The sequence below is a fragment of the Nocardioides sp. FY1077 genome, assembly GCF_058681775.1.
Window position 1 is genome coordinate 785,242 of record NZ_JBZWDB010000002.1, and the last position, 12,848, is coordinate 798,089.

9 protein-coding genes are annotated in these 12,848 nt (G+C 76.4%); all 9 read left to right on the top strand.

Annotated elements, in window-relative coordinates; all coding sequences use genetic code 11:
* Positions 1 to 56 precede the first annotated feature (56 nt).
* On the top strand, positions 57 to 2,819 hold the full coding sequence (locus AC4OR8_RS08685) for a hypothetical protein (RefSeq protein ID WP_492165134.1): 2,763 nt from the start codon (positions 57 to 59) through the stop codon (positions 2,817 to 2,819).
* Positions 2,820 to 2,822: 3 nt separating this feature from the next.
* Positions 2,823 to 4,142 carry an ABC transporter substrate-binding protein gene (locus tag AC4OR8_RS08690; RefSeq protein ID WP_492165135.1) on the top strand — a complete coding sequence of 440 codons (1,320 nt, stop codon included), beginning with the start codon at positions 2,823 to 2,825 and terminating at the stop codon, positions 4,140 to 4,142.
* Between the two features lie 40 nt (positions 4,143 to 4,182).
* On the top strand, positions 4,183 to 6,138 hold the full coding sequence (locus AC4OR8_RS08695) for a serine/threonine-protein kinase (protein WP_492165136.1): 1,956 nt from the start codon (positions 4,183 to 4,185) through the stop codon (positions 6,136 to 6,138).
* Between the two features lie 19 nt (positions 6,139 to 6,157).
* Positions 6,158 to 8,854: an FtsK/SpoIIIE domain-containing protein gene (locus tag AC4OR8_RS08700; RefSeq protein WP_492165137.1), complete on the top strand. Its 2,697-nt coding sequence runs from the start codon at positions 6,158 to 6,160 to the stop codon at positions 8,852 to 8,854.
* Between the two features lie 515 nt (positions 8,855 to 9,369).
* On the top strand, positions 9,370 to 10,053 hold the full coding sequence (locus AC4OR8_RS08705; protein WP_492165138.1) for a 50S ribosomal protein L25/general stress protein Ctc: 684 nt from the start codon (positions 9,370 to 9,372) through the stop codon (positions 10,051 to 10,053).
* Complete coding sequence (pth, locus tag AC4OR8_RS08710; protein ID WP_492165139.1) at positions 10,050 to 10,664, top strand: aminoacyl-tRNA hydrolase; 615 nt, start codon at positions 10,050 to 10,052, stop codon at positions 10,662 to 10,664. The genes AC4OR8_RS08705 and pth overlap by 4 nt, the downstream gene beginning before the upstream one ends.
* A gap of 20 nt (positions 10,665 to 10,684) precedes the next feature.
* Positions 10,685 to 11,476 (top strand): 3'(2'),5'-bisphosphate nucleotidase CysQ, encoded by a 792-nt coding sequence (locus AC4OR8_RS08715; protein WP_492165140.1) that lies wholly within the window; start codon positions 10,685 to 10,687, stop codon positions 11,474 to 11,476.
* A gap of 70 nt (positions 11,477 to 11,546) precedes the next feature.
* Entirely contained in the window at positions 11,547 to 11,954 is a 408-nt protein-coding gene (locus AC4OR8_RS08720) for a VOC family protein (RefSeq protein WP_492165141.1), read from the top strand.
* Positions 11,955 to 12,004: 50 nt separating this feature from the next.
* Complete coding sequence (locus tag AC4OR8_RS08725; protein WP_492165142.1) at positions 12,005 to 12,769, top strand: lytic murein transglycosylase; 765 nt, start codon at positions 12,005 to 12,007, stop codon at positions 12,767 to 12,769.
* Positions 12,770 to 12,848: the final 79 nt, after the last annotated feature.

Below are 12,848 nucleotides of genomic sequence, written 5' to 3' on the forward strand. Positions count from 1 at the left end.
GAGCACCACCGCGCACGACCACCGCCCGGCGGCCGCCGGTCATCTCGAGGAGAAGCATGTCTGACGCCCGTCACTCGGCGAGGAGCCTGTCCCGCCCTGACCAGCGCCGGGTCACGGTGCGCCGCACCGCCCAGTCGGCCGTCGTCGTCGCCCTGGTCGGCGGCCTGCTGACCGCTGCCAGCACCACCGCGGAGGCCGCCACCGACCAGGTGCTGCAGGCCGTCGACGTACGCCTCGACTCCGACGGCACCATCTCGTCGGTGTCGGGCACGATGGTCAGCCAGGACTCCGAGGGCGGCAGCGACAGCGCCGAGGAGACCTACGACCCCGAGACCGCCGGCGACGACCTGCCGGTGCGCATCTCCACCTCCTACCGCCTCGGCGACCAGGCCGGCACCGACCTCTCCGACCTCGAGGGCCAGAGCGGCCGCGCCGTCATCGACGTGACCGTGCAGAACACCACCGTGCGCCCCGAGCGCATCTCGTACGACGCCGACGGCGTGTCCCGCTCGCAGTACGCCCTGATCGGCGCCCCCCTCACCGTGGTGGCCTCCGCCGGTCTCGGCGACGGCGGCCTGGCCCGGGTGATCACCAAGGGCGAGGACACCACCAACGGCCTGCTCAGCCAGGGTGCCGACGGCGCCGCGCAGGTGCAGTGGGCCTCGCTGCTGGCCCCGCCCCGGCTGGCCCCCAGCGCCACCTACCGCCTCGTGCTCGAGGGCGACGAGCTCACCGTGCCCGACATCGACGTGAGCGTGCAGCCCGGCCTGGTCACCGACTCCTCGGTGGAGGCGCTGCTGGAGAAGGCGTTCTCCGACGACGCCGACAGCACCGTGTCCATGGAGGCCCAGACCATCCAGCTGCTCGGCAACGTCAACGCGGTGCTGGCCGAGGCCAGCGGCGTGCTCGGCGACATCGAGGCCCGCCTCGGCGGCTCCGCCGACCGCCTCGGCGCCGAGACCATCGCCCAGCTGCAGCAGTCCTCCACCGACGTGAGCTCCTCGCTGCGGGGCCTGACCACCGACCTCGACGACCTGCAGGGCTCGATGGGCAAGCAGCTCGCCGGCGCCTCCGACTCCGCCACCGCCGCGCTGGCCACCAGCATCGACGCGGTCAAGGCCAAGCTGGGCGACCCGTCCAAGATCAAGGCCCCCTCGCCCGTCGGCAATCCCGACGGCTGCGGCGTGAGCCTCGGCGGCCGGGGCGGCTCCGACACCGTGTACGGCCAGATGGTCGACGTGGCCAGCCAGCTCGAGACGCTGAGCGCTGCGAGCGGCGCCTGCCGCACCGAGATCACCAGCTCGCTGCGTCGCCAGATCGGCACCGCCGCCGATGCCGCCACCGGCTGCGACGTCGCTCCCGACTCCGCCATCTGCACCATCCAGGGCGCCCGCGAGGAGCTCACCACGCAGAGCAGCCTGCTGGGCGACCTGAAGACCCGCCTGAGCGGTCAGTTCGACGAGGCGCTGGTGACCGACCTCGACTACAACCTCTCCCAGCTGGCCCGCCAGCTCGACCGGGTGCGCGAGGCCGCGGAGGAGCTCGAGGACGAGGACGACGACGGCGCCCCGCTCGAGCCGGCCCTGGCCAAGCTCCGCGCGGCCCTCGTCCAGCTCGACCAGGTGCTGGCCGCCGACGGCCCGGTCGAGAGCGTCCGGGCGACCTTCGCCTCGGCGAACGCGACCGCCAACACCCAGCTCGCCGCCGCGCGCGCCACCCTCCCGGCGCTCGCCACGACCGTCTGCGCGATGGACTCGGTCGCTGCCGCGGAGCCCCTGAAGGCGCAGGTCCTGGAGGCCCAGCGACTCGCCGGCTGTGCCACGCCGGAGTCCGACCTGAACACCATCGTGGCGGGCCTCGAGACCGTCGCGACCGCGACGGCACCGGCGGCCGTCGCCACCGACCTCGCCGCGATCGACAAGAGCGTCGGCGGCGCCCGCGGCCTCGTCGACAACGCCATCAAGCTGACCTCGGGCGACGAGTCCGGCGGTGGCATCGACGACCTGCTCGACGACCTGATCGAGGTCGTCGACCAGCTCTCGCCCGACCCCGGCGTGCCGGTCCCGAACAACAACACCAAGTGCGACGAGGTCCTCGGCACGGTGCCGGCCGGCAACGGCATCAACCGGCTCTACCTCGCCTTCCACAAGCTGCGCTGCAACCAGGAGGGTCTCGAGGCCGACATCGAGGCGACCTTCGGCGAGGCGCAGGACGAGCTGGTCGAGACCAACGGCGACCTCGACGACGCGATCACCGACACCGACGACGCCCGCCAGGACGCCAGCACCCGCCTCGGTGGCCTCTTCAGCTCGCTCGAGAAGGGGTCGGACAAGGTGTCCGACCAGATCACCGGCGAGGGCGCGCAGCGCATCATCGCCCAGCGTCAGCAGCTCGAGCAGACCGTCCGCTCCTCCGGTCTCGCCCTCGACGACGCCGTCGCCGACGCCGTGACCACCATGGCCACGAACATCTCGGCGGCCAACCGCAGCGTCGACGACTCCGAGGCGCGCCTCACCGGCTCGCTGCAGGACGTGCTGGCCGACCTCGGCACCCGCGAGGCGGGCGGCACGGGCATCCTCGGCTCGCTGGTGACCGGGGCGACCCAGACGGCGGTGGCCAACCAGCAGGTCACCTCCGCGACCGCGCAGGCCTCCCGCTTCTCCGGCGTGCGCAGCCAGGCCCTCTCCGACGCCTTCCTGCAGGGCGAGCAGATGGCGCGGGCCGCGGAGCTCCAGGAGGAGCTGCCGGCCTTCGGCACCGAGGTCGCCGACGGCGTCGAGCACCTCACGGTCTACTCCTTCCACCTCGGCCAGGACTGACCGGTGCGCTCCACCCCGCCCCGACGCCGGGTCGTGGCGGTGCGCGGCCTCGCCGTGACCACCGCCCTGACCACCGTCCTGCTCAGCGGCTGCTCCGGCAGCAGCGACGAGGAGGAGGCCGCGCCCGCGCCGTCGGGTGACGCCGCCCCGGCACCCGACGTCGAGCTCGGCACCGCCGACGAGCTCGCCAGCGGCGACCCGCTGCGCCTCGGCGTGGTCGTGAGCCTGCGCTCCGAGCCCGGCGAGGGCCAGGACGTGCTCCCGGCCGCGGAGGGCGCGCGCGTCGCGGCGTACCGCCTCGTGCTGGGCGGGGCCGACGTCGAGCTGCAGGTCGTCGACGACGGCGGCACCGCGGCCGGCGCGGCCGACGCCGTGGGGCAGCTCGTCGAGGACGGCGTGGCCGGCATCGTCGCCGCCACCACCGGCACCCACGTGCGGGGCGCGGTCAACGCCGCGTCGGCCGGTGACGTGCCTCTCCTGCTGCCGTACGCCCGCGGCCTCGGCACCCTGCCCGAGGGGGTGTGGGCCACCGGTCCGTCGGCCGACGCCGTCGACCAGGCGCTCGGCACCGCCCTGGGCGAGCAGGACCTCCAGCAGCCGTTCGTGGTGGCCGCCGACGGGGTGCCCGTCGGCGTCGACGCCACCGCCCGTGAGGACCTCGCCGGGGCCGACCTGACCGGCGTCGTCGACCGGGTCGTGGCCGCGGTCGAGGCCGGCACCGCCGACAGCGTGGTGGTCGCGGCCTCCGCGCCCACCCAGGCCCGCGTCGTCGCCGCGCTCCAGGGAGGCGGGGTCTCGGTGCCGCTGGTGCTCACCCCCGAGGCGCTCAGCCCCACCTTCGCCGCCGACCTGACCGAGGCCGGCGGCACCCCGGCGGGGCAGTTCACCACCGCCGGCGTCGACGCCTCCGACACCACGACGCTGGGCCAGGGCGACCAGGCCGACGGCGCCGCGTCGTACTTCTCGGCGCTGCGCCTGGCCTCGGGCGACCCCGAGCTGCGCGACCTCTTCGACAGCGTGCCGTTCGCCGACGTCGCCGCCGGCGCCGACACCGCCAGCCACGACGCCGTGATCGCGCTGGCCGCGGCCGCCGCGGAGGCCGGCTCCGCGGAGCCCGCCGAGGTGACCGAGGCGCTCTCCGGCCTCGCCGTGGGCCTGGAGGAGGGCCTGGCCGGTCCGGCCCTCGACTTCTCCTCGAGCCAGGCGCTGCCCGACGACGCCGTGGTGGCCCTCCAGGCGACCACGCAGGACCCGCAGGTGCGTCCGGTCGCGACCGAGCAGACCCCGCGGCTCTACTGGTTCGCCACCCGTACGGCGGGCTGAGCGCCGTGCCCGGGTGCCCTCGGACGACGAGCGTGGGTCGGTGAGCCGCCGCGCCCTCGGCAGCCGCTACGAGCTCGTCGACGAGCTCGGCGAGGGCGCCATGGGCACCGTGTGGCGCACCTGGGACCGCGTCGAGGAGTCCTGGGTGGCGGCCAAGGTGCTGCGCCGCGAGCTCGCCCACGACCCCCAGATCGTCGGCCGCTTCATCCAGGAGCGCGCGATCCTGCTGTCGCTGCACCACCCCAACATCGTCGAGGTGCACGACCTCGTGGTGGAGGGCGACGCCCTCGCGATCGTGATGGACCTCGTCGACGGCACCGACCTGCGCAAGCACCTGCGCGACGTCGGCACGCTCGGCGCGCGTGACGCCGTACGGCTGACCGCGGCGGTGCTCGACGCCCTCGACGCCGCCCACCAGCAGAACTGCCTGCACCGCGACGTCAAGCCCGACAACGTGCTGCTGCGCGGTGCCGGGCCCTACGACGCGGGCGACCTGCTGCTCACCGACTTCGGCATCGCCCGGCTCGCCCAGGAGTCGACCGTGCAGGCCACCGGACTGCTCGGCACCCCCGGCTACATGCCGCCCGAGCTGTTCGTGCAGGGCAGCTTCAGCGCCGCCTCCGACGTGTACGCCGCCGGCATCCTGCTCTACGAGCTGCTCGGCGGCCGCACGCCGTTCTCCGGCTCCGGCACGGCCCACACCGTCGGGTTCCGCCACGCCTCCGTGCAGCCGCCCCAGCTGCCGGTGGACGCCGAGCTGTGGACCGTGCTCGCCACGATGCTGGCCAAGGACCCCGCCACGCGGATGACCGCCGCGGCGACCGCCCGGGCCCTGCGCGAGCTGCCCGACAGCGTGCTCGACGCCCCGCGCCTGGAGGTGCAGCCGGCGCCCGAGGAGTGGGACATCGTGCAGGGCACGATGCTGCGAGCCCCGGCGGTGCAGATCGACGCCAGCCCTGCGCGTCTCGACGTCGGCGCGACCAACCTGCACCCCGCCGGCCTCGGCCCGCGCCCGGCGACGCCGCCCACGTCACCGCCCACGTCCCAGGACGCAGCGGCCGCCGGCGGCACCCTCGGCGGTCGGCGCGCCGTCGGTCGCCGCGGTTGGCTGCCCTGGGCCGTCGCGGGTGCGGTGGCGGTCGTGCTGACCACCGGGGTCACCGTGGCGGCGCTGTCGCCGACCGACGAGCCGGCGCCCCCGCCGGGGACACCGGGCACCGCGACGACCGCGGTGGCCGCGAGCACCCGGCTCGACGGCAGCCCGTCGCCCACCGGCCTCACCGTCGACCGCGAGGCGTCGTACGACCCCGACAGCGGCGAGGTCACCCTCACGCTCACCTACTCCGCGCAGGACGCGCCCCTCACCGGCCCGTTCCTCGAGGTCGTGCCGGCCACCGGGACGGCGACCTGCCCGGCCGTCACCTGGGGCGGGGCCAGCGCCACGCCCAACAACGTCGCCGCCACGGGGGTGCAGGTGGACTGCGGCTGGAGCGTCGACCCGGGCCAGGTGCCCCGCCAGGGCTCGGTCGAGGTGACCGCGGACTTCCCGCTCGAGCTCGGCGACGACACCGAGGACGAGCTGGAGGACTGGGTGGACACCGCGGCGGAGGCCGGCCGCACGGCGCTGCGCGCCCAGACCCGCGACGACGCCTACCCCGTGCAGCGGATGACCGACGTCGTCGTGGTGGTGCCGCCGGTGCTGGAGGCCGACGCCGGGGGCGCCGACGTGCCCTACGACGTCTTCCCCGTGTGGGGCGGCGAGCCCGACCGGCTGCACCCGCTGCTCAGCTCGACCGCCGGCGAGGCCACCACGCTGCTCACCTCCGTGGCCGGCGGCCGCGAGGGCGCCCGCCTCGAGGGCTGCCCCGAGCTCACCTTCTCCACCGACGGGCTCGCCGCCACCGTCACGTTCGCGACCAGCTGCTACCTGCGCGCCGTCGTCGGCGAGCTCGACCCGAGCAGGCGTACGGCGTTCCGCGTCGCCGACGCCCCCTGAACCCCACCACCGCCGCAGCATGCGCATCACCGTCACCCTGGAGACCCCGGCGACGAGCGTCGACGTGCTGGTCGACGCCGACGACGGCGCTCCCGCGGCCACCCTCGAGCGGGCCCTGCGCGAGGTGGTGGCCGCACCCGACACGCCGATGTCCTTCCCGCGGGCGGTGCCGGGCACCCTCGACGGCGGCATCCCGACCGGGCGCGGGGTGGTGGCCGACCTCGGCCTGCTCGACGGCACCCGGGTCGGCTTCCGCGGCGCCGACGTGGGCGCGCCGCGCCTGGGGCGGGGCCTGCAGCTGCACGTCGTGAGCGGGCCCGACAGCGGCGCGGTGTTCCCGCTGCCCGTGGGTGCCCACGACCTCGGACGAAGCGGCCACCTCTCCTGGGGAGACCACTCCCTCTCGCGGCGCCACTGCCGGGTGAGCGTCACCTCGGTCGCCGTCACCGTGACCGACCTCGGCTCCAGCAACGGCACCGCCGTCGACGGCCGTGCGTGCCCGCCGCAGGTGCCGGTGTCGTGGCGCCAGGGGGAGTCGCTCGAGCTGGGTGACTCGCTGTGCGAGCTGCGGGTCGGCACGAGCGCCGCTCCCGTCACCGAGCCGCTCTCGCCGGGCTGGCTGCGCCTGACCCGCCCGCCCCGGGTGCGCCCCGCCGGCGCCGCGCTGGTGGTCGACCTGCCGGCGCGACCCCGAGGGCTGCTGCGGCGCGGGGCCCGGGAGACCGCACGGCCCGACGCGGCCGACCCGACGCGCGACGACGTGCAGCGGCTGCTGCGCGAGGCGGTGGTGCAGGAGCAGCAGCGGCTGCGCCAGGACCTGCCCGACCCCGCCGCCACCGGGGTGACCTGCCACGTGCACGGCCGGCGGCTGTGGGAGCGGCGTCCCGACGACCCCGACGCGCTGCTGCTGCGCCTCGGCACCGGTCCGGCGCCGTCGGCCGCCGTGGTGCGCGGGGGCCGCGCCGACGAGCGGACCTGGCTGCGCGACGTACCGCTCGCCGTGCCGCTGGCGAGCACCGGTGTGCTGGGCCTGGCCGGACCCGCCGACGCGGTCGACGCGGCGACGCGCTGGGTGGTGGTGCAGCTGGCCGCGCTGCACGCCCCGCGCGACCTCGAGCTGAGCTTCCTGACCGCGGGCGAGGGCGCGGCCGGGCCCGACGGCTCCGGCGGCCCGGACGGCTCCGGCGTCGCTGCCGCCTGGGGGTGGCTGCGCTGGCTGCCGCACCTGCGCACCGACGACCCCGGCGCGGCGGTGGCGCGGGTCGCCGGTGACCCGGCCGCGCTGCAGGCGCGCCTGACCGCCCTCCTCGACCTGGTACGACGGCGCCGTGCGGGCGAGGCCGGCCCCGCCCACGTCGTGGTGGTGCACGGCCACCGCGCGCTGCGGGCGCAACCGGCCCTCGCCGCAGCCCTCGCCGAGCTGCTGGCCACCGGCCCCGCGGTCGGCGTCCTCGCCGTCTGCACCGACGTCGCGGAGACCGGCCTGCCCGAGCAGTGCGCCGCCACGGTGGTGGTCGACCCCGCGCAGCCGTCGTGGGCCGCCCTCGAGCGGCGGGGCGCGGCGCGGGTCGCGCGGCTGCGGGTCGACGGCGTGTCGGCCACCTGGGCCGACCGGGTCGCGCGCCGGCTCTCCCCGGTGGTCGACCTCGGCAGCGGGCCGGGCCTGCCCGAGCAGGTGCGCCTCCGGGACCTGTCCGGCGGGCCGCTCGCCGCGGCCGGGTCCGTCGCCGTGCCCGACGCCGGGCCCGACGCCGGGTCCGACGGCGGATCCGACGGCGGGCACGACGACGCCGTGGCCGCGGTGGTCCGCGCCTGGTCGACGTCGCCGCCCGGGCCGCCGGCCGTCGCGGTCGGCGCTGCTGCCGACGGCCCGCTGCTGCTGGCACCCACCGCGCCCGGGACCCACCTGCTGGTCGCCGGCGCTGCGGGGTCGGGGCGCAGCGAGGCCCTGCGCACCCTGGTCGCCGCCGCGGCGCTGGCCCTGCCGCCCCGCCGGCTGCGCGTGGTGCTGGTCGAGGGCGGCGCCGACGGGTCGCTGGCCGGGTGTGCCGCACTGCCGCACGCCCGGTCGGCCGCTGCCGCTGCGGCCGGCGCCGGCCCCGACGCCGCCGGTGCCGGCCCCGATGCCGCCGGCCTCGGTGCCGCGGGCCAGGCTGCCGCGGTGGCGCGCGCCGTGGCCGACCTGCCCGCCGACGCGGCGGCGCTCGTCGTGGTGGACGACCTCGACCGGCTCGAGGAGCGCGCCCCCGGCACCGCCGCCGCGCTGGCCGGGCTGGTCGTCGCCGACGCGCGACTGCACCTCGTGGTGTCCACCGGTGCACCCCGGCGCGTGCCCCCCGCGCTGCGGGCGCTGGTCTCCGACCGCCTGGCCCTGCGCCTGTCCGTCTCCGACAGCGACGACGTCCTCGGTGGCCCGGGCGCTGCCCGCACCCCCGCGCGCACCCCGGGCCGCGCCGTGCACGCCCGCGGGTCGGTGCCCCACCGCGTCGCCCAGCTCGCCGCCGTCACCTCGCCGCGCGGGTCGGTGCCGCCTGCGCCGCCCGCACCCTCGCCCGGCGCGGCCGAGGGCGACCCGCGCGCCCGGGTGCAGCGGGTCACCTGGGCCGGCCTGGCGCTGCCGCCCCCGCCGCTCCCGCCCGCCGCCACCACCGACCGCCCCACCGACCTCGACCTGCTGGCCGACGTGCTGCAGGCCGCCGCTGTCGCGACCGACTGACCGGCCGCCGTTCCTCGACCGCGCACTCGGCCGGAGCCGCGGGGGAGCGTCATCCGGATCGTGGGTGCGACTCCACGGAACGTATGACGTCCGGTGCGCTGCCCGGGTGGGGGTGGGGAGCGTCATACGAATGGTGGGTGCGACTCCACGGGACGTATGACGTCCGGTGCGCTGCCCGGGTGGGGGTGGGGAGCGTCATACGAATGGTGGGTGCGACTCCACGCAACGTATGACGCAGGGCCCACCCCGCCACCACCGCCACCACCGCCACCCCGAGCGACCCCGAGCGACCACGGGCAGCGGGAGAATTCGCACCCGACGACCCACCCCGCTAGGCTGTGGAGGTTGCCTCGGCGAGGGACGCCTCCGGGTGTCCGTGATCGACGCGGTCGGCTGCCTCACCGCGCCGCGCTGCTCGACGTCCTCGAGTGCGCGGCGCCTCGTGCGTCGTGCGCCCGCGCCGGGTGACCCCCACGCAGCACGACCCGCAGTCCGACCACGCACGAGGAGACGCCATGTCCGCCGAGAAGATCACCGCCGAGGCCCGCACCGAGTTCGGCAAGGGCGCCGCCCGCCGCATCCGCCGCGAGGACAAGGTGCCCGCCGTCGTCTACGGCCACGGCAAGGACCCGCAGCACATCACGCTGCCCGGCCACACCACGATGATGGCCCTCAAGCGCGGTGGCGCGAACGCGCTCATCGAGCTCGACATCGACGGCACCAGCCAGCTCGCGCTGACCCGCGAGGTGCAGATCGACCCGATCAAGCGCCACCTCGAGCACATCGACTTCGTCGCGGTCATCCGGGGCGAGAAGGTCACCGTGCAGGTGCCCGTCACCGTCCTCGGCGAGGCCGGTCCCGACACGCTGGTCGTTACCGACACCACCGAGATCGAGCTCGAGGCCGAGGCCACCCACATCCCCGAGACCATCGAGGTCTCCATCGAGGGCCTCGCCGCCGGCACCCAGATCCTCGCCTCTGACCTCGTGCTGCCCTCGGGCTCGACGCTGCTGCTCGACCCCGAGACGCTGATCGTCAACATCACCGAGCAGATCTCCGCCGAGGCCCTCGAGGCCGAGCTGGAGGAGGCCGAGGCCGAGGCCGGCATCGAGCGCGAGGAGTCCGACGAGGAGCAGGCCGCCGAGGCCGCCGAGGGCGACGCCCCCGAGGGCTCCGAGGACTCCTCCACCGACGAGTGACCGTCTCGAGCGACGCCGGCGGCACCGCCGACGTCTGGCTCGTGGTGGGGCTGGGCAACCCCGGCCCCACCTACGCCGGACACCGGCACAACATCGGCTACCTCGTCGCCGACGAGCTGGCCGGTCGTCTCGGCTCGGGGTTCCGCGCCCACAAGTCGGGTCGCGCCGACGTCGTCGAGGGCCGCCTCGGCACGCCGGGCACGCCGGGCCCGCGCGTGGTGCTGGCGCGCCCGCGCTCCTACATGAACGACCTCGGCGGTCCGGTGAAGGCGTTGGCGTCGTTCTACAAGGTGCCGCCCGCCCGTGTGGTGGCGGTGCACGACGAGCTCGACCTGCCCTTCGACACGATGCGGGTCAAGCTGGGTGGCGGCGACAACGGCCACAACGGGCTGAAGTCGATGCGCGGCTCGCTCGGCACCGGCGACTTCCACCGCGTGCGGGTCGGCATCGGCCGCCCGCCGGGGCGCCAGGACGTCGCCGACTTCGTGCTGTCGAACTACTCCACGACGGAGCGCAAGGTGCTGCCGTTCGCCGTCGACCTCGCCGCCGACGCGGTGGAGAGCCTGCTGACCCACGGCCTCGAGCGCACCCAGCAGCAGTACAACTCCTGAGGCGCACCTAGGGTGGTGGCGTGACCTTCGACCCCGGTACCCCGCCGCCCGCCGCCGCCTCCGACGACCACGCCCTCGCCGCCTGGTTGGCCGAGGTGGCCGGACGCCGCCTGCTCGAGGTGCGCCGCGAGGGCCTCGAGGGCCGCGAGCTCAAGGACGCCGGAGACCGCGCCGCCCACGAGCTGCTGATGGGCCTGCTCGCCGAGCTGCGCCCCGCCGACGCCGTGCTGTCGGAGGAGGGCAAGGACGACAAGGCCCGCCTGGTCGCCGACCGCGTCTGGATCATCGACCCGCTCGACGGCACCCGCGAGTTCTCCGAGCCCCCGCGCGACGACTGGGCCGTGCACGTCGCGCTGTGGGAGCGCGCCGGCGACGGCGGCGACCTCACCGCCGGCGCCGTGGCCCAGCCGGTGCTCGGCGAGACCTTCCGCACCGGTGCCGCCCCGGTGGTGCCGCCGTCCACGTCGAGCCGCCCGCGCATCGCGGTGTCGCGCAGCCGCCCGCCGGCGTTCGTGCAGGCGCTGGCCGAGCAGATCGACGCCGAGCTGGTGCCGATGGGCTCGGCCGGGGTGAAGATGATGTCGGTGGTGCGCGACGTCGCCGACGCCTACGTGCACGCCGGCGGCCAGTTCGAGTGGGACTCCGCCGCGCCCGTGGCCGTGGCCCGCGCCGCCGGCCTGTTCACCTCCCGCGTCGACGGCAGCCCCCTGGTCTACAACCAGGACGACGTCTACCTGCCCGACGTCGTGGTCTGCCGCCCCGAGCTCGCCGAGCCCATCCTGGCCTTCATCGCCTCCCACGGCACCGCCTGACCACCGCCTGGCAGCGCGGGCGCCGGCAACCCGGTTGCCCGCTGGGCCGTCGGGACGCCAGGGTGGCGCGATGACCTCCTTCGTGTCCCACACCAGCATCGACTGCGCCGACGCCTACACGCTGTCCCAGTGGTGGAAGCCGGTGCTCGGCTACGTCGACGTCGACGGCGACCCCAACCTCCCCGGCCACGAGGAGTGCATGGTGCTCGACCCCGCCACCGACCACCGGCTGCTGTTCATCGAGGTGCCCGAGGCCAAGCAGGTGAAGAACCGGCTGCACCTCGACCTGCGCCCCCGCGAGGGCACCCGCGACGACGAGGTGGCGCGGCTGCTCGCGCACGGCGCCACCCAGGTCGCCGACCTGCGCGGCCTCCACGGTCCCGGCACGGGCTGGGTGGTGCTGGCCGACCCCGAGGGCAACGAGTTCTGCATCCTGCGCTCCCTCGCCGAGGTCGAGGAGGGCGAGCAGGCCGGCTGACCCGCGGGTCGCTGCCGCGCCGGAGCCCCGCCGCCCCCCATCATGTGGCGGTGCCGCGCTCCCGACCCCCCGCCCGCAGCGGTCCCGGCGGCCCGCCGCGGGGGCTGCTGCCGCTCGCGCTGCTGCTGGTGGCGGTCAGCGGCGGCGGGTGGGCGGCGTCGCGGCTCTACGCCGAGCAGCGCCCGGTCGACCTGACGCCGACCGGCGACTACGTCTCGGCCCCCCTGCCGCCGCAGGGCGGCGGCACCCCGGGACAGCTGGTCGACCAGCGCTGGCTCGAGCGCACCGCCGCCCACCTCGACGTGCCGGTGCCGGCGCTGCGGGCGTACGCCGACGCGCAGGTCTCCGACGTCGGCGGCTGTGACGTCGGCTGGACGACGCTGGCCGGCATCGGGTGGGTGGAGTCGCAGCACGGCACGCTGGGCGGGCGCACCCTGGGCGACGACGGCCGCAGCTCCTCGACGATCCTCGGCCCGGCCCTCGACGGGGCCGGCGACTTCGCCGCGGTGCCGGCCTCGCCCGGCTCGCAGCGCTGGCACGGCGACCCGGTGTGGGAGCACGCGGTGGGGCCGATGCAGTTCCTGCCGGCCACCTGGGCGCAGTGGGGCGCCGACGGCGACGCCGACGGCACCACCGACCCCCGCGACCTCGACGACGCCGCGGCCGGTGCGGCCCGCTACCTCTGCAGCGGCGGGGAGGACCTCACCACCAGCGCCGCCTGGGTCGACGCCGTGCTGCGCTACAACCCGTCGCGGGAGTACGTCGACGCGGTGCACGCGGCCGCCACGGCGTACGCGGCCCGCGCCCGCGGCTGAGCCGCGCCCGTCTGCGCCTGCCGGGCCCGCTCGGGCCCGCGCGGCCCGTCACGCCTCCTCAGCGTCCCCACAGGCCCGA

What these genes read in the sequence shown, in the direction of transcription:
- AC4OR8_RS08685 (WP_492165134.1), top strand. Translation starts at nt 57, where the DNA reads ATGTCTGACGCCCGTCACTCGGCGAGGAGCCTGTCCCGCCCTGACCAG.
- AC4OR8_RS08700 (WP_492165137.1), top strand. Translation starts at nt 6,158, where the DNA reads ATGCGCATCACCGTCACCCTGGAGACCCCGGCGACGAGCGTCGACGTG.
- AC4OR8_RS08705 (WP_492165138.1), top strand. Translation starts at nt 9,370, where the DNA reads ATGTCCGCCGAGAAGATCACCGCCGAGGCCCGCACCGAGTTCGGCAAG.
- AC4OR8_RS08720 (WP_492165141.1), top strand. Translation starts at nt 11,547, where the DNA reads ATGACCTCCTTCGTGTCCCACACCAGCATCGACTGCGCCGACGCCTAC.